This is a genomic window from uncultured Roseobacter sp. (assembly GCF_947496515.1).
Taxonomy (GTDB): Bacteria; Pseudomonadota; Alphaproteobacteria; order Rhodobacterales; family Rhodobacteraceae; genus Roseobacter.
Window position 1 is genome coordinate 206,169 of the sequence record NZ_CANMDB010000008.1, and the last position, 17,543, is coordinate 223,711.

14 protein-coding genes and 1 pseudogene are annotated in these 17,543 nt (G+C 60.3%); 6 read left to right on the forward strand and 9 right to left on the reverse strand.

The genetic code is table 11. The features are described 5' to 3' along the window. The first annotated feature begins 119 nt into the window (after window positions 1-119). Window positions 120-3,638, forward strand: a complete 3,519-nt coding sequence (dnaE, locus tag Q1A53_RS15290) for a DNA polymerase III subunit alpha (RefSeq protein WP_299968405.1) — start codon at window positions 120-122, stop codon at window positions 3,636-3,638. Between the two features lie 96 nt (window positions 3,639-3,734). Here the strand turns inward: dnaE and Q1A53_RS15295 are convergent, their stop codons facing one another. Further along, a complete protein-coding gene (locus tag Q1A53_RS15295; protein WP_299968407.1) occupies window positions 3,735-3,929 on the reverse strand; it encodes a SlyX family protein in 195 nt (64 codons plus the stop codon). A 101-nt stretch (window positions 3,930-4,030) separates the two neighbouring features. Between Q1A53_RS15295 and hisS the strand changes: the two genes are divergently transcribed. Genes hisS through hisG form a run of 3 tightly spaced genes read left to right on the forward strand, consistent with a single transcriptional unit; the run spans window position 4,031 to window position 7,364 of the window. After that, window positions 4,031-5,599, forward strand: coding sequence for a histidine--tRNA ligase (hisS, locus tag Q1A53_RS15300; RefSeq protein ID WP_299968409.1), 1,569 nt, complete (start codon window positions 4,031-4,033; stop codon window positions 5,597-5,599). Then, window positions 5,596-6,675 carry an ATP phosphoribosyltransferase regulatory subunit gene (locus Q1A53_RS15305; RefSeq protein WP_299968411.1) on the forward strand — a complete coding sequence of 360 codons (1,080 nt, stop codon included), beginning with the start codon at window positions 5,596-5,598 and terminating at the stop codon, window positions 6,673-6,675. Before hisS ends, Q1A53_RS15305 begins: the two co-directional genes overlap by 4 nt. Further along, on the forward strand, window positions 6,672-7,364 hold the full coding sequence (hisG, locus tag Q1A53_RS15310) for an ATP phosphoribosyltransferase (protein WP_299968413.1): 693 nt from the start codon (window positions 6,672-6,674) through the stop codon (window positions 7,362-7,364). Before Q1A53_RS15305 ends, hisG begins: the two co-directional genes overlap by 4 nt. Here hisG and Q1A53_RS15315 read toward each other — a convergent pair. After that, window positions 7,359-7,790: a DUF1489 domain-containing protein gene (locus tag Q1A53_RS15315; RefSeq protein ID WP_299968453.1), complete on the reverse strand. Its 432-nt coding sequence runs from the start codon at window positions 7,788-7,790 to the stop codon at window positions 7,359-7,361. The genes hisG and Q1A53_RS15315 overlap by 6 nt on opposite strands. A gap of 143 nt (window positions 7,791-7,933) precedes the next feature. Between Q1A53_RS15315 and Q1A53_RS15320 the strand changes: the two genes are divergently transcribed. Beyond that, a complete protein-coding gene (locus Q1A53_RS15320; protein WP_299968415.1) occupies window positions 7,934-10,225 on the forward strand; it encodes an adenosylcobalamin-dependent ribonucleoside-diphosphate reductase in 2,292 nt (763 codons plus the stop codon). 316 nt (window positions 10,226-10,541) lie between these two features. Here the strand turns inward: Q1A53_RS15320 and Q1A53_RS15325 are convergent, their stop codons facing one another. After that, window positions 10,542-11,189 (reverse strand): hypothetical protein, encoded by a 648-nt coding sequence (locus Q1A53_RS15325; protein ID WP_299968416.1) that lies wholly within the window; start codon window positions 11,187-11,189, stop codon window positions 10,542-10,544. A 16-nt stretch (window positions 11,190-11,205) separates the two neighbouring features. Beyond that, on the reverse strand, window positions 11,206-11,436 hold the full coding sequence (locus Q1A53_RS15330) for a DUF6471 domain-containing protein (RefSeq protein ID WP_299968418.1): 231 nt from the start codon (window positions 11,434-11,436) through the stop codon (window positions 11,206-11,208). A 102-nt stretch (window positions 11,437-11,538) separates the two neighbouring features. Here Q1A53_RS15330 and Q1A53_RS15335 point away from each other — a divergent pair. Then, window positions 11,539-12,501, forward strand: a pseudogene (locus Q1A53_RS15335) (IS1595 family transposase). Here Q1A53_RS15335 and Q1A53_RS15340 read toward each other — a convergent pair. The 5 genes from Q1A53_RS15340 to Q1A53_RS15360 all read right to left on the reverse strand — a co-directional run bounded on the left by Q1A53_RS15340 (window position 12,498) and on the right by Q1A53_RS15360 (window position 17,312). After that, entirely contained in the window at window positions 12,498-12,905 is a 408-nt protein-coding gene (locus tag Q1A53_RS15340; protein WP_299968420.1) for a hypothetical protein, read from the reverse strand. The pseudogene Q1A53_RS15335 and the gene Q1A53_RS15340 overlap by 4 nt on opposite strands. After that, the gene (locus Q1A53_RS15345; protein ID WP_299968422.1) at window positions 12,902-13,441 is read right to left on the reverse strand and encodes a hypothetical protein; all 540 of its coding nucleotides are present in this window, start codon (window positions 13,439-13,441) and stop codon (window positions 12,902-12,904) included. The genes Q1A53_RS15340 and Q1A53_RS15345 overlap by 4 nt, the downstream gene beginning before the upstream one ends. Window positions 13,442-13,502: 61 nt before the next feature. Further along, window positions 13,503-13,913 carry a hypothetical protein gene (locus Q1A53_RS15350; protein WP_299968424.1) on the reverse strand — a complete coding sequence of 137 codons (411 nt, stop codon included), beginning with the start codon at window positions 13,911-13,913 and terminating at the stop codon, window positions 13,503-13,505. Between the two features lie 314 nt (window positions 13,914-14,227). Next, window positions 14,228-16,210 carry a calcineurin-like phosphoesterase family protein gene (locus tag Q1A53_RS15355; protein WP_299968426.1) on the reverse strand — a complete coding sequence of 661 codons (1,983 nt, stop codon included), beginning with the start codon at window positions 16,208-16,210 and terminating at the stop codon, window positions 14,228-14,230. 511 nt (window positions 16,211-16,721) lie between these two features. Beyond that, complete coding sequence (locus Q1A53_RS15360; RefSeq protein ID WP_299968428.1) at window positions 16,722-17,312, reverse strand: hypothetical protein; 591 nt, start codon at window positions 17,310-17,312, stop codon at window positions 16,722-16,724. Between the last annotated feature and the right edge of the window lie 231 nt (window positions 17,313-17,543).

Here is a 17,543-nt window from a genome sequence, read left to right on the forward strand (position 1 = left end):
TGATTTGCAAGCGGAAACCGGCGCAGGGGCGGGCTCGCCGGGTGCAGAGGGACGACGCGGCGCGAAAGCCATCACGCTTGATGCTGGTGGCCCGGCGCGCGGTCGCCTAGGGTCGGGGCATGAGCACTGATCCCCGATTCATTCACCTGCGCAGCCACTCCGAGTATTCCCTGCTGGAAGGGGCGCTGCGGCTGAAGAAACTGCCCGAGCTGTGCCGCAAGGCGGGCATGCCGGCGCTGGCGCTGACCGACACGAACAACATGTTCGCGGCACTGGAGTTTTCGGTTGCCATGTCGGCGGCGGGCATCCAGCCGATCATGGGCAGCCAGGTGGATCTGAGATATGTCGAGACGCGGCCGGGAGAGAAGCCGCGTCTGCCCGCGCCGGTGGTTCTGCTGGCCCAGTCCGAAGCCGGGTATCAGAACCTGATGAAGCTGAATTCCTGCCTCTATCTCGACAAGGGCGGCGCTCTGGCAGAGGTCACCATGGCCGAGTTGGCACAGCATGCGGGTGAGGTAATCTGCCTGACCGGCGGGCCGGACGGCCCGGTGGGCAAGTTGCTGCAAGCGGGTCAGGCGCCGGCCGCCGAGGCGCTGATGCGCGATCTGCTCTCGGCATTCGGCGACCGTCTCTACGTGGAATTGCAGCGCCATCCGGGTGAGGCGGGCCAGCCCGAAACCGAACGGCTGACCGAGCGTGGCTTTGTGGAAATGGCCTACGCGATGGATGTGCCGCTGGTCGCCACCAATGATGTCTATTTCCCCGACGCAAAGATGTACGAGGCCCATGATGCGCTCGTCTGCATTGCCGAGGGCGCTTATGTCGATCAGTCCAGTCCACGACGCCGGTTGACCGCTCAGCATTACTTCAAGTCCCAATCCGAGATGGTCGCGCTCTTTGCGGATCTGCCGGAAGCCATCGAGAACACGGTCGAGATTGCGCGTCGCTGTGCCTTTCAGGCGTATCGCCGCGATCCGATCCTGCCGAAGTTTGCCGATAACGAGATTGAAGAACTGCGCCAGCAGGCCCATGCCGGGCTCCGGGAGCGATTGGCGTTCATCCCGCATGCGACCAGTTTGGAGGATTACGAAAAGCGGCTCGACTTCGAGTTGGGTGTGATCGAGGGTATGGGATTTCCCGGCTACTTCCTGATCGTTGCCGATTTCATCAAATGGGCCAAGGATCAGGACATTCCGGTCGGACCCGGCCGCGGGTCCGGAGCAGGGTCGCTGGTGGCTTACGCCCTGACGATTACCGACCTTGATCCGCTGCGGTACAACTTGCTGTTTGAGCGGTTCCTGAACCCGGAACGGGTGTCCATGCCGGACTTCGACATCGACTTCTGCATGGACCGGCGCGAGGAGGTCATTCGCTACGTTCAGGAGAAGTATGGCCGCGACAAGGTGGGACAGATCATCACCTTTGGCGCGCTTTTGTCAAAGGCCGCCGTGCGCGACATCGGCCGCGTGCTGCAGATGCCCTACGGTCAGGTGGATCGGCTGAGCAAGATGATCCCGGTGGAGGGGGTCAAACCGGTCAGCATCGAAAAGGCGCTGGCCAGCGAGCCGCGTCTGCGGGAAGAGGCGCGCAATGAAGAGGTCGTGGCGCGCTTGCTGGAGTATGGCCAGCAGGTGGAGGGGCTGTTGCGGAACGCCTCGACCCATGCCGCCGGTGTGGTGATCGGGGACAGACCGCTGGACCATCTGGTGCCTCTCTACCAGGACCCGCGGTCAGACATGCCAGCGACCCAGTTCAATATGAAATGGGTGGAACAGGCGGGCCTGGTCAAGTTCGACTTTCTGGGTCTGAAGACACTGACGGTGATCCAGAACGCAGTGGATCAGATCAAGGCATCGGGGCGTCATCTGCACATTGCCGCGGACGGCACCGAGCTTTTTCAGCCGCCTGCCGGGCTCGAGGACGACATTGGCGCGATCCCGCTGGATGATGAGGCGTCCTATAAACTGTATGCAGCGGCGAAAACCGTGGCGGTTTTTCAGGTGGAAAGCTCCGGGATGATGGATGCGCTCAAGCGCATGAAGCCCACCTGTATCGAGGATATCGTGGCGCTTGTGGCCTTGTATCGTCCCGGTCCGATGGAGAATATCCCCACCTACTGCGATGTTAAGAACGGGCTGAAACCCCTTGAATCCATTCACCCTTTGATCGACGATATTCTGGAGGAAACCCAAGGCATCATCGTCTATCAGGAGCAGGTGATGCAGATCGCCCAGGTCATGGCGGGGTATTCTCTGGGCGGCGCGGATCTGTTGCGCCGGGCCATGGGCAAGAAGATCGCCGAGGAAATGGCCAAGGAGCGCCCGAAGTTCGAAAAGGGGGCCGTCGAGAATGGTGTCGACGCGAAGAAAGCCCGAGAAGTCTTTGACCTTCTTGAGAAATTTGCCAACTATGGTTTCAACAAATCGCATGCGGCAGCCTATGCGGTGGTCAGCTACCAGACCGCGTGGCTAAAGGCGAACCACCCGGTGGAATTCATGGCCGGGGTCATGAACTGCGACATTCATCTGACCGACAAGCTGTCCGTCTATTTTGAAGAGCTGCGCAAGCGGCTGGAACTGCCGTGGGTGCCGCCCTGCGTCAACCGTTCGGACGCGCCGTTCAAAGTGGAGGACGGGGCGCTGGTCTACGGTCTGGGTGCGCTCAAGAACGTCGGTCTGGAGGCGATGCGCCTCGTGACCGACGGACGTGCGGACCGGCCCTTTGCAACGCTCTTTGATCTGGCGCGCCGGGTCGATCTCAAACGTGTCGGCAAGCGCCCGCTGGAGATGCTGGCCCGCGCCGGGGCGTTTGACCAGCTTGACGGGAACCGGGCGCGGGTCTTCGCGGCGCTCGATGCGCTCGTGGCCTATTCCGCCGCGATCCACGAGCAGAAGGCCTCCGACCAGGTGTCTCTCTTCGGCGAGGCGGGAGAAGACCTGCCCGAACCGCGATTGCCACAGATCGACGACTGGCAACCCGCAGAGCGACTGGGGGAGGAGTTCAAGGCGGTTGGTTTTTATCTCTCGGGGCACCCGCTCGACGACTATATGGCGCCGCTGCGCAGACGGATGAGCAATGATCGCGGCATGCCCTTCATGACGTTGGACGACCTGACCGAAAAGGTCACGACCAAGGGCGCCATGAATGCGCGGCTTGCGGGCATCGTCGCGGGTCGTCAGGAACGCAAATCCGCGCGCGGCAACCGGTTTGCCTTTGCGCAGATGTCGGACCCTACCGGCGCCTACGAGGTGACGTTGTTCTCCGACACGCTGGAGGCCGCGCGCGCCCATCTGGAGACAGGCTCTAAGGTGATCGTGGCCGTGGAGGCGACGATGGAGTCGGATCAGTTGAAGCTTTTGGGCCGGTCGGTCACGCCGGCGGATACGGTGGCCGCGGAAGCGGACGGTGCGGGCCTGAAAATCTTCGTGACCGTGCCAGAGGCGGTCGATGCCGTCGCACAGATCCTAGAAGCAGCTGTCAGCACAGGGCGTGGCCGCAGCCCGGTGGAGCTGTGCCTGAGGGATCCGGATCTGCCGGGCGAGGTTTCCGTGGATCTTGGCCCGCGGTTTGTGGTGAACCCCAGGATCAAGGGCGCGATCAAATCGCTCAGCGGCGTGCTGGAGGTCGAAGACATCTGAACGGGGCTGCTGGGCGGGCGAACGGCCCGCGCGGGCTGTTGCCACCGCGCCGCTCGGAACGCGCGCAGGTGTAGCCGTCCGGCAACGCTAACCGCGTCAGTAGTGCGGTGGCCGCTCATCCCCGACCACGATACCGCCCGAGCTTTGCTGTTCACGTTCGCCTTCGCGCTGCATCAGCATGACAACACGGCGGGTGAGTGTTGCGATTTCGGATTCCTGCCGCGCCACGACGTCTGACAGGTCCTCCACCGTTCGCGTCAGATGCGCGATCTGCTCTTCGAGTTTTTCCATGCCCGGCTGTTAGCACGCGACCCCGCCCGGCGAAAGACGGCGCCTTGCCCCCTGTCCCCCGTTGGGCTAGACCGCGCGCGACACCGACCCGAGGGCGATCCATGGCCAAACCCAAAAAGACCCCGCGGCCCAAGGCGGAAACGCCCAAGGGCTTTCGCGACTACTTCGGCGCTGAGGTGACTGAGCGGACGGAGATGCTGTGCAGGATTGCCGAAGTCTACCACCGCTACGGGTTCGATGCGCTGGAAAGCGCCGGGGTGGAGACGGTCGAGGCCCTGGGTAAGTTCCTGCCCGATGTGGACCGCCCGAACGAAGGTGTTTTCGCCTGGCAGGAGGATGCCGAGGCTGACAAGCCGGGCGACTGGCTGGCGCTGCGCTATGATCTGACGGCGCCGCTGGCGCGGGTCTACGCGCAGCACCAGAATGATCTGCCCAAACCCTACCGCCGCTATGCCATGGGGCCTGTCTGGCGCAACGAAAAGCCGGGGCCGGGTCGGTTTCGTCAGTTTTATCAATGCGATGCGGATACGGTCGGCGCGCCTTCGGTGGCGGCGGATGCGGAGATCTGTGCGATGCTCTGCGACTGTCTGGAAGCGGTTGGGATCGACAAGGGCGACTATGTGGTCCGGGTGAACAACCGCAAGGTGCTCAATGGTGTGCTGGAGGTCGCAGGGCTCGCTGGCGACGACAAGGAAGCCGAACGCGGCATCGTGTTGCGCGCTATTGATAAGCTCGACCGGTTGGGTATCGAAGGTGTGCGCGCGCTGCTTGGCGGGGGGCGTAAGGACGAGAGCGGGGATTTTACCCAAGGGGCAGGGCTCACTGATACGCAGAGCGATGTGATCGTTTCGTTTCTGCGTGCCAACGATGAGGTTGTTTCCGCTGCTGCAGAACAGCAAGCTCACGTGGCCGAAAGGCGGGATATCAACGTCAACCACAACATGGCGGCTTACCTTACGGACGTTGTGGGGGGGTCCAACGTTGGTCAGCAGGGGGTTGAGGAACTTCGAGAGATTGCCGATTTGCTATTTGCCGCCGGCTATGGCCCCAACCGCATTATCATTGATCCCTCCGTGGTCCGTGGTCTCGGCTACTACACCGGGCCGGTCTACGAGGCGGAGCTGACCTTTGAGGTGAAAGATGAGAAGGGGCGCACGCGCAACTTCGGCTCGGTCGCGGGGGGCGGGCGCTATGACGATCTCGTCAAGCGCTTCACCGGGCAGGAAGTGCCCGCAACCGGCGTCTCCATCGGTGTCGACCGGCTGCTCGCCGCGCTGAGGATGAAGGGCCGGGCTCAGATCACAGACCCGGGGCCGGTTGTTGTCACCGTGATGGACCGGGGCCGCATGGCGGACTACCAGAAGATGGTGGCAGACCTGCGCGCGGCAGGCATCCGCGCGGAGGTCTACCTCGGCAACCCGAAAAACTTCGGCAACCAGCTCAAGTATGCGGACAAGCGGCAAAGCCCCGCAGCCATCATCGAGGGCGCGGACGAGCAGGCCCGCGGGGTCGTGCAGATCAAGGACCTGATCCTCGGTGCACAGATCGCCGAGAACGCCACACTGGAGGAATGGAAGGACCGGCCCAGCCAATATGAGGTGCCCTCCGAGGATCTGGTTGCGAAGGTACGCGAGATCCTCGCGCAACACGGGCTGTCGGACGCCACATGATCACCCGCGCGCAGACGCTGGCGCGGGCGGCTGAGTTGCGTGCGCGCTTCGAGGCGGCGGGCGCGCTGCCGGTGGAGACGCCGATCCTGCAATCGGCCGAGACCCTGCTGGATCTCTACGGAGAAGACATCCGCGCGCGCGCCTATGTCACGTCAGACGCGCTGCGCGGTGAGCAGATGCTGCGCCCCGATTTTACCGTGCCGGTCGTGCAAATGCATATGGAGCAGGGGGCGGAGCCTGCCCGCTACACCTATGCAGGCGAGGTCTTCCGCCGTCAGGAGGAGGATCCCGGACGCGCAAGCGAATATGTGCAGGTGGGCTACGAAGTCTTTGACCGATCGGCCCCCGCTGCGGCGGATGCAGAGGTTTTTGCGCAGATCAGCGAGGCGCTGCGTCCGCTGGAGCTGCGCGCGGCCACAGGTGATATCGGGATCCTGATGGCGGCGGTTGCCGGGCTCGACACGACCGACGCGCGCAAATCGGCCCTGCTGCGGCATATCTGGCGGCCCCGGCGCTTTCGCGCGCTGCTGGACCGCTACGCCGGTCGCGTGCCTGCGGCCAAGCATCGGGAGGCGCTGCTGGCAGGACAGATCGCCAGCGCAGCGCCGGTGATCGGCAAACGCACGGCGGCGGAGATCGCGGCGCGGATCGAGGCCCTGCGCGAGGATGCCGCCGCACCGCCTCTCAGCACTGCGGAGGTCGCCCTGTTGGACATGCTCTTGGGGGTGCGCGAAACGCTGCCCTTCGCGCTGGAGCAACTGCGGGATATCTCGGTCGATATGCCTGCGATCGCGCCTGCGGTGTCCCGGTTGGGGGAGCGGAGCCAAGCGCTGGCGGCGCGCGGTGTCGATGTGGATGCTCTGGCGTTCGAGGCCAGCTTTGGCCGGGCCTCGATGGAGTATTACGACGGTTTCGTTTTCGGCTTTTTCAGTCCGCAGCACCCGGATTGGCCGGCCATTGCCACGGGCGGGCGCTACGACGCGCTGACCCGCAGGCTGGGGCAGGGGCGGGAGATCCCCGCAGTGGGCGGCGTGCTGCGCCCCGGTCTGATGCTGGAACTGGAGGCGCGGCCATGACGATCCGGCTGGGCGTGCCGTCCAAGGGGCGGCTGATGGAAAAGACCTTTGACTGGTTCGGCGCGCGCGGTGTGACGCTGAGCCGCAGCGGGTCGGAGCGGGAATACGCAGGTCAGGTCGAAGGCGTTGCGGGCATGTCGCTGGTGCTGCTGTCGGCGGGTGAGATGCCGCGGGAACTGGCAACGGGCCGGGTGCATTTCGGTGTCACCGGCACGGATCTTGTGCGGGAAAAACTGCCCCTCTGGGAACAGCAGGTGGAGCCGGTCGCCGAACTGGGCTTTGGTCAGGCAGATCTGGTGATCGCCGTGCCGCAGGCCTGGATCGACGTGGAAACGCTGGATGATCTGGACGGGGCAGCGGCGGCCTTTCGGGCGGCGCACGGGATGCGGTTGCGCATCGCGACCAAGTACCACCGGCTGGTGCGCGAGCACTTGCGGCAGGGTGGCGTTGCTGATTATGCGCTGGTGGACAGCCAGGGCGCGACCGAGGGGACCGTGGCGAATGAGACCGCGGAGGCCATCGCGGACATCACGTCGAGCGGCGAGACCTTGCTGGCCAATCACCTGAAGGTGCTGAGCGAGCCTCCGATCCTTCGGTCCCAGGCGACCTTGTGGCGCAGCCGAAAAGCGCAGGTGCAGGCACAGGACCGCGCGGTCATCGACGCGCTGATGGCTCAGCTGGCGCTATAGAACACCGATCTCAGCGAGCGCCCGGTTCAGCTCTACCGGCAGAGGCTCTTCGGCCTTGCGGGCTTTCGGCAGATCGGGGGGGGCGTCACCCACCGCCAGATAGCGCCACCCCTGAAACGGTCGCTTGAGACTGCTCTGGGTGCGGATGATCTCCGGATCCAAAACGATCGCGCAGCGCCGGATGCCGTCGCTGCCGATAACCTCATCCAGTCGCAGGATCTGCTGACGACACTGAAGCACGCCCTTGACCACCCAGTAGATCGATCCGCCGTTGAGGATTTCCGCCTCGCGCTTGGGCCACATTCGGGTGATGTGCCGCGGCAACCCGTCGGCGCCCCGCGCGCGTTTGGTGGCCTGCCAGGCTGCCATGTCCTCCACCGTCTCGGAGCCGACAGACAGCTTTACGAGGTTCACCATCTTGTCCACAGCTTTACCCACCAACACATCCCCAGAATCTCTTGCCCCACACCATATATATTAGGTGTTTCGCCTCTGGCTTCAACTTGTTGTGGAAAAGCCGTTGGATCTGCGCTATTTTCCGACGCTTACCGTGATCGGAGATTCAGCCCATGACCCGCTTTACCGCCCCCATCGCCGAACAGATCTGGGATATGAAATACCGCTTCAAAGAAGCCGATGGCACGCCTCTTGATGGAACGGTCGAAGATACCTGGCGGCGCATCGCGCGCGATCTGGCGCAGGTCGAGGAGGATCCCGACACCTGGGAAGAGCGCTTCTACGCCGCGCTGGAGGATTTCAAATTCCTGCCAGCGGGCAGGATCACCGCGGGGGCGGGCACGGCAAGATCCGTGACGCTCTTTAACTGCTTCGTCATGGGGACCGTGCCCGACAACATGGGCGGCATCTTCGAGATGCTGAAGGAGGCGGCGCTGACCATGCAGCAGGGGGGCGGCATCGGCTATGACTTCTCGACCATCCGGCCGAAGGGGGCGGATGTAAAAGGGGTGGCGGCTGATGCCTCCGGTCCGCTCAGCTTCATGGATGTGTGGGACGCGATGTGCCGCACGATCATGTCCGCAGGCTCGCGCCGCGGGGCGATGATGGCCACGATGCGCTGTGATCATCCGGATGTGGAAGACTTCATTGCTGCGAAGTCGGATCCGGCGCGGCTGCGGATGTTCAACATGTCGGTGCTGATCACGGATCCTTTCATGGAGGCGGTCAAAGCCGATGGCCCGTGGGAGCTGACCTTTGATGGACAGGTTTACAAGACGCTGCAAGCGCGTGATCTGTGGAACCGGATCATGCAGGCAACCTATGATTACGCCGAACCGGGCGTGATCTTCATCGACCGGATCAACGCGGCGAACAACCTGAACTATTGCGAGACGATTGCGGCGACGAACCCCTGTGGTGAGCAACCTTTGCCGCCCTATGGTGCGTGTCTTCTGGGGTCCATCAACCTGTCGCGGCTGGTGACGGATGCCTTTGACGAGGGGGCAGCCCTGGATGAGGACGCGCTCGATGATCTGGTCGCCGTGGCGGTTCGGATGATGGACAATGTGGTTGATGCGTCCAAATTTCCGCTGGAAGCGCAGGCCCGCGAAGCGCAGGCCAAGCGCCGGATCGGGCTGGGGGTGACGGGGCTCGCGGATGCGCTGTTGATGGTCGGGCTGCGCTATGGCTCGGACGAGGCAGCGCGTCAGACCGAACGCTGGTTGCACCGGATCGCCCGCGCTGCCTATCTGGCGTCGGTGCAATTGGCAAAGGAGAAGGGCGCCTTCCCGCTTTTCGACGCGGAAGGATATCTGGCCTCGGGGACAATGCAGGCGATGGATGCAGACGTGCGCGCGGCGGTTGCCGAGCATGGCATTCGCAATGCTTTGCTGACGTCAATTGCCCCTACGGGCACCATCAGCTTGTATGCGGGCAACGTCAGCTCGGGGATCGAGCCGGTTTTTGCCTATGCCTACACGCGCAAGGTCCTGCAGAAAGATGGCACGCGCACCGAAGAGGAGGTGGTTGATTACGCCGTTCAGATGTGGCGCGAGAAGTTCGGTGAGGCCGCCTTGCCCGATCACTTCGTGAACGCCCAGACCCTCGCCCCCGCAGATCATGTCAGGATGCAGGCGGCGGCTCAGAAGTGGGTCGACAGCTCCATCTCAAAGACGATCAACTGTCCCGAAGACATCAGCTTTGATGCGTTCAAGGACGTCTACATGCAGGCATGGGATCAGGGGTGCAAGGGCTGCACGACCTACCGGCCGAACGCCGTGACAGGCTCGGTGCTGAGTGTTGCGGAGGAGGCGCCCAAGGCAGCACCGGAGGTCATCACCAGCGATGCCGCCGAGCCTCAGCAGCCGCACGGTGATGTCATCTACATGTCCGAACCGCTGGACCGGCCCAACGCGCTGGAGGGCAATACCTACAAGGTGAAATGGCCCGACAGCGAGCATGCACTCTATATCACGATCAACGACATCGTGCTGAACGGGCACCGCCGGCCCTTTGAGGTGTTCATCAACTCCAAGAACATGGAGCATTTTGCCTGGACGGTGGCGCTGACGCGCATGATATCGGCTGTGTTCCGGCGGGGCGGAGACGTGTCTTTTGTCGTGGAAGAGTTGAAAGCCGTTTTCGATCCCCGCGGCGGTGCGTGGATCAAGGGGCGGTACATCCCGTCGATCCTCGCGGCAATTGGCGGCGTCATCGAACAACACATGATCGCGACTGGGTTCATCGCCGGCGAAGGGCTGGGGCTGAAATCAGACCCGCAGGCCGAGGTCGTCGGCCTGGATGCATCAAAGGGTGCGGCGTGCAGCAGTTGTGGCCAGTATGAGCTGCGAATGATCGAGGGCTGCATGACCTGCGGAAACTGCGGCTACTCCAAATGCGGCTAGCTGATGCGGTTCAGGTGTTTTGAAACGCGTCACCCGACATGGCCATTTGGGTCACGAAACGGCCTCTAGCTCAGAGCCTATTTGTCGCTGCAAGTCAATAAAATATCTTCAATTCAATGGACTAGCCTTCGCGAAGCAGGTTTTCGATTTCAGATACAAGCGCAGTCATCGTGGTCTCGAGGCCGTCGCTGAGGCCCTTTATCGTGTCAAGCGTCGGTTGGTGCTTTTTGGTCTCTAAAAGAGAGATGTAACGCATCGAAACGCCAGCCCTTGGATGCTTTGCCTAAAATAAACAGGCAGCACCTTGTCTGAAATATCAGGGACACGCCCCCTGTCGCCAGTGCGGCCTTTCTCTTTGCCGGGGGCCGCGATTGGCTTGCTCCAGAAAAAGCATCACCTCCGAGCGTATCTTGTCGTCTTGATCCTCATCCTCGGGCTTTTTTGGTTCAGGCAGGGCCAGCGCCTTGTCTATGTTGACTGACGCCTTGTTCAGTTCAGCTTCATCGAATTTGTATTCAACAACTGTCTTCTTTTCACCGTCAGTTTTTTCATACCTGGCTTGCTTGATGCCAAGCCTTGCGCCCGTCTTTCCTACCAATGGTCGTGTGAACTCTTTGAGGTCGGCGGCGTCTTCCTTGGATGGTGCTTCGAGCAGCTTTGTGTCCTTGCTCCCTCCGGTGAAATAGCTAATCCCGCGCCAAATGCGATTGGCAAAATCGGTCACGATCATGCCGCCATCCATCATGGTGATGCCGCCCATCATAACACAGTAAGGCGCGATCTCGGCTATGACTGATCCGGTTTCGAGCTTGGTCACAAAAAGACGGGGCGCATCATCCGAACCGCTACGATAGTGGCGCTCATAAATGCGAGAAAGGGCCGCGAAGCTGTCTGCCAAATCAGTCAGTTCAACTGGCTGGCCGGGATCAAGTGTGATGATCAACCTGTCGCCTTCCTCTTTCACGTCACAAGAAACCATTTCAAAGCCTCAATTCTGTGACCTCGATTGCAGCCATACATTGCAGGAAGAAAGCCATCGTAAACACACCACGGCTAATCTTGTTTGCAATGTTCTTTTCGTTCTCTTGAACGCCTATTTTTTCAAGTAAATTAGATAATTGGGCGTAAGTCACACCCTTTCTCTTTAGTTCAGAACGTAGCAGGTTCTTTGCTCGATCCGACCATTCCGCGTCCGTTTGTGACTTTGGCATTTCATTACCTCGGTGGATAAAACCCTATTTATAGGGATATAGCCCTTGTAATGATGATGTGTAAACCCTATTTATAGGGTATAGACATCATAGGTAATGATAATGGCACAACACTTCCTCCTTTCAGCAGCATCTCGGACGCTCTCTTTGCGTTCGATTTACAAGGCTGGCGAAGATGCGGCCTATGAGACCTTCTGTCAGATGCGCTGGCCTGAGACGGACGGTGAAGCCGTTTGCCCATGCTGCGGCTTTGACGAAACATACAAGATCACCACACGTCGGAAGTTCAAATGTAAGGCGTGTCACCACCAGTTCAGCGTGACCAGCGGCACAATCTTTGCATCGCGCAAGATGGACTTTGTGGACCTGTTGGCCGCGATCTGCATCATCGTGAACGCATCCAAGGGCGTGAGCATGGTTCAGCTGAGCCGTGATCTGGACTGCTAGTACAAGACAGCATTCGTGCTGGCCCACAAGCTGCGCGAAGCGATGGCGATGGAGGTCCACACGGGCGAAGTGTTGGAAGGTCATGTTGAGATTGATGGCGCATACTTTGGCGGCCACATCCGCCCTGAGAACGCCAAGGCAGACCGCAAGGACCGCCGCTTGAAGCGCCACCAGACAGGCAAGCGCCGTGTAGTAATCGCCATGCGTGAGCGTGAGGGCCGTACATTGCCTTTCGTCGGCGTGTCAGAGGGTGAAGGCGTTGCGCTGGCAAGCGAGAACGTGTCGCGCATGTCCACCATGTCAGCGGACGAGGCCAGCCATTGGGATGAACTGCACATGGGCTGGCACGTTGACCGCGTGAACCACTCTGAGATTTACAGTGACCACGCAAAGCACACCAACATGGTGGAAAGCTATTTCTCGCGTCTGCGCCGCATGGTGCAGGGGCAGCATCATCACGTTAGCCCGCCGTACCTTTACCAATATGCTAATCACGCTGCATGGCTTGAAGACAACCGCCGCACTGACAAAGGGGCGCTGGCGCAGATCGTGGTCAGCAACTCGATGGCCGCACCTGTATCGCGCCAGTGGAAGGGGTACTGGCAGCGGGCGGCTTAAGCTGCTTCTCGGAAATAGGATCCCGATAAAGCAACGTTGTCGTTGGCAGCTAAGTCCTTGGCGGCGCGATAGCTCTGCTTCCTGTTATCGTCGTCGTCAAGCTGGTCACCAATCTCTTGGCAAATCGCTTCAAACGCAGGTACTAAATTGACAAACTGACGGTTGTTCAACCGGAAGTTCCCAGAGAGTTGCTGGGTGAAGATATTTTTGAACCCCTTCAATTTGAAGCCCACCAGCTGCTTCCCGGTGCCGTCAAAAATCAAGGTCAAGAACTCATCGATCCGATCATAGACCAGCAAACTATCCCGCTTGACGTATTCCACGCAGTCTGAGTCGTGAAAATACGTCGCGCACGGTACGTAAGCCGCGAACTGCGAAGTGTTTTCCATTTTCTGCCCTGTCATGTCTTGGTCCAATGTTGTGTCGTATACCTTGTTTCGTGTGACTTGGGTAGCCCATCATTTCCGGCCACTACCCACTCTATCCGAGTAATACTGCCATCTATTGCGCCTTCACCGTCTTGTAAATCCAGATTCGTTCTTACCAGAACAGTGAGAACAGATGACTTTGGCGGCACTGCGGCAGAGGCTTGGCAAGCCATACTCACTGTGCGTTCAATCGTCACCGCTGGCTGAAGTACGTATACTAGGACAGTATCGCCGTTCCTCTCGTCATCATGAGGCCGTTCTATGCCCTCAAAACAAGCTACGGCGTCATTCAACGTGGTGAGATCGGTTGTGGGATCAGAGTTTGCAACCTGACTAATCAGGTTGATGTCTGGTAGTCTGCCATAGATGTGCGCGTTCATTTGAAAGATAGGGGTCAGCCGACTTATTTCGAAGTGCCTATCAATGAATTCCTGAGAAACGGTTAAACGCAGCCCAGAATCCTTAGTAGGGCCGGGAGCATCTACAACTTCGAAGGTTTTCCAATCGGGCATTCTTGAACTCACGGCAATGTTGGTTGGCCCAGATATCGTAGTTTTTCGCTACTGCCAAGGCTTACACTTGAGCAATTCTCCACAAGCACCCATCCGGCCCAAAGTCCTGCACCACATGCCCGTCCTTCTGCTGACGTTGGATGGCGTGCCTAACCCGCTTTAGCACATCGGCATGAACATCATCGCCCCGGCCCTTGGACGCGATGATCTGGCCCGCTATCTTTTCATGATCCGCTGGAGCTTCCCGAAGCATGTTGATGATGGTCAGCTTCAATTCATTGCGCCCGAATAGCTGCTTGTACTTTCCGCGTGGCGCTATGGCTTTAGGGTCGTCCTCATAGCCACACAGCGCCAATGCCCGATCTATGGCGTCAAGATCGGCTTCGAGGTTATCTGCGGCCCTGAGCGCAACCTTGTGCTGGCCTGCTATCTCACCACGCTTCTTAATCAGTCCGTGTATCGTGTTCTGCATACCCGCATTATGGATTCAAGCAGACTGACTGTTCAGCTAGATTTTTGGTGCGTTTGATACATAAGGCCGGATTAGTCCCGCGACCCGGACGTCGAGGTCGCGAGAAATCGAGCGGTCGCAGCGAATGTCCGGAATGCGGGCAGCAGCCGCAGTATTCGAGAGGGATGTTGAGAGTCCGGTTAGGGCCGGGTCGTCAATACTTGCCAACGATGGCTGCGTGCAGATTACAAAGGTAGGCTATGGGCTAGATCGGTACTCAAGAGTAGCCGCGGCCCCCAAAATGGGGCCGCGGCACGCCACCAAGTGGCACATGGTCAATTCGTCCGCTCTTCCCACAACGTATTGTCCCAGTAGGGGAAGGGTCGTTCTTCTCGTATCTCGAAGGTCATCCGCTCCGTGAATTCGCGGCCATCCGCCGTGACCGCTGTCACCTCAACAGTATGAGCACCCTCGGGTAGATCAGCGGGCATCTCCAGTCGCCACAGGTGAGTTGAACTGTCTGCAATCATCCAAGTCTCTGCAGGTTGCGGGTTTGCCGGGCCGTAGCTCGATCCCTGCCAGACCTCGAAGCCCTGGGCCCGGTCCTCACCTTGCGTCGACTGCCAGCCGAAGCGGCCGATGGTCATCTGGCGCACGGCTGCAAATGGGTCCGCCCATTCGGCCCCTGACAGCACTTCTTCGCCGTTGCCGGCTTGGGTGCGCGCCATCCGTAAATCGGGCCCGCCGTTGATTGACGCGGAGACATCAGTATTCCGGTCCCCGATCCACACATTAGCGGTGAGCCACACCGTGTTCTCCAGATCTTCTGGTGTGAACAGCCGTAGATCTGCCAGGTCATTCACAGTCAGAGGTGGCGTTTCGGTTGCAGGATCCTCTCGCTCATCGGCCCAAGCGAACAACTCATCAAACCAAGAGCGGAATTGCGGGGTATTAAAGCTCAGAGCCATCTGACGCTCGGGAGGGAGATTGGCCGCGAAGAAATTCACTTCAAAGTCCGATCCGTCGAAATCGACGATCATGTAGCCAGGAGGCGTCCCGCCCCTTGCAAAAGCCAGTGGTGTCCCATCGAAATTCAAATCACCCCAGTACCAATTGCCCGACGGTGCGCCGCCCACCACATGGTCGAAGGGCAATCGCGTGATGCCGAGTTGTTCCTCCCATCCTTGAAACCACTCACCGGCGGCAAGGTATTCCATCGTGTGAGTATGCCCAGAAAAGCTGATGGCCGGACGGCCCGCCAGAAGCGCATGGATTTCCGCTAGATTGTCGGTCTGGTGGCGACCAGTATTGCTGTCAATGAAGGACACGAACGGGATGTGGTGCATCATCACAATCAGCCGATCTTGAGGGATCTCGGCCAAGGTCGCTTCCAGCCACTGCATTTGCCGTTCGACTACACGGCCGTTGTATACAACTTGATCCGGATCAGCACATGCATCGCGGCCGCCTGGTCCGTCGTCCTCGGGACCACATGGGTAGACGACGTTGTCGAGCGCGATAAACGTCACACCACCAATGTCGAAGCTGTAATAGGCTGGACCATAGATCTGTCGCCAGCTGTCGGCGGAATGCTCGTCCGTCGTCGCATCAAAATCGAAATCGTGATTGCCGTGGACGTAGTATTGCGGCAGGTCGATCACCGACCACAAATTCATGAACCTCGGTAACAACGATAGGTCATCGCCCATCACGTCACCCAGCATAATGACGCATTTCGCCTCGCTCAGGTCCTGATCCAAGATACTGTCTAGCACGCCGTCGCGAACATAGCCGATCTCCGTGTTCGAATAGGGCTGCGTATCGCCCATCATGACACATGAAAATTCGTCATCCACGCCGGTCCGGACCATCGGAAAATTGATCGCAGCGGGAAGCGGCCCTGTGGGTGCTAAACCACCATAACGCAGCGCTTCAGGTGTACCTTCCGGGAGGTGGTGATAGAAAAACTGGGGCACACCGTCTTCGTTGACCGGCACATCGTAGGCGGCCGGCTCATGCACCATGACGGTCATGTTTTCATAGACCGGTAGCGTGTAGGCGCCGTCCTCATCTGTGCTAGTGACATCCTGACCGTTCGACACGATCACACGCGCCACTCCGGGTTCGTCGTCCTGGCGGACGCCGTCGCGGCTGAGGTCGTGGAATACATGGCCGGTCACGGTTTCAGCGGTCGGGTCGGCGCCGTTGCGCACAACGTCGATCTCAGCAATATAATCGGCAAGTGCCGGATTAGGCGCGACAAAAACCATCGAGACGGCCGCAAGCAATGCTCCGCGGCCCGTGAACTTCGCAGTCATGGGCTTCTCCGTGGGTTAGTTTTTGGGTGGGCGCAGGCTCCTGACCTGCACCTGACATCAAGCGTGCCAGAGTCGGATGACGCAAGTGTAACAATCGAGCTAAGTCTACGTGACAGCCCGACAATGCGCGAATGTTCGCGGGCTCAGAGATTGCGTTGGCGCGGATTTCGCGTTTGTAGCGAATGGCTGCAAAGCGGGCTGCGACCGCAGAAATTGGAGCAGTGGTCGAGTGACCGCCTTGGGCCGTGCTCGAATCTTCTGGACAACGTTCGCCTGCGAATGCCATGCTGCCTCTAAGGCTGCAGAGAGCCCAACCCAGTCATCGTATATTCGTGCTGCGTGCGCACGCAGTACGAAAATCGTGGCAGCTGCTCGGTGCAGGGCGCCGCGTGGCGGCAGAGATCGCTGCCATTCATTCATCGTACAGCGAGAAGTTCGACGACAATTTACAGTTCGCGGTACCCCTCTCGGTGTTCTGCCTTCGCGGTCGCGGCGACAGCGGCCTCGGTACCTACCTGCCCCCGCCATCCTCGCTCGCCCCCGGGTTCCTGACCAGCCTTTTGTGCAGGCGCTTGGCAGCGGGGCTTCTAAGGGCGGGGTCGTCTCCGTGCTCGACGGCGAGGACCATCTGCAGCCGTGCCGCTTCGGCAGCTTCCCGAGCCGCATCGTTGCCGAGTTCGGCTTCGGAGAAGCTGCGGGTGATCGTGCGGCGGCCGGTGGGCCGGGTGGCGTCCTTGATCTCGATGCGGGCGATCCAGCGGCCGGGGCGGTTCCGCGTGGCTCGGGCGTAGTGGACGCCGGTTACGTCCGAGTGGGGATGATCGCCGGGCTGGCCGCGCTTGGTGCGCCGTTTGAGCATCCGCATGTCGTGGTGGGTGAGGGGTGGCACCACTTCGAGCACGGCATCGCGACAGGCGCGGGCGACGAAGAGAGAGGCGGCTTCGCTGCCATAGGTCGCGTCAGAAAAGGTCATTTGGAAACTCCGCCCGCCGCGGCTGAGGTTGACGGTCCAGGCTTGCTGGTCTTCGCCGGGCTTTGCCTTGCGGAAGATGGCGTACATGTCGCTGTCGTGATGAGCAGAGGCGGGTCGGCGGCGGGGCACGCGGGCCTCCTTTCCGATGGAGTCTGCTGGCAAAGATGCGCCGACGGTCGCCCGCTGGCCATAATCGACTCGCCCCGCGGCAGGGGGCGTGGCAGGTCTTCGCGCGTGTTAACCAAAGTTAATGATGCGGGGGCCTTTGCATGAACATGGAGAGCGATTTCCTCCAGGCGGACCGCATCCTGCGCATCGCAACTCCCTTGGGCGAAGATGCCTTGCTGGCGGAAAGGCTCA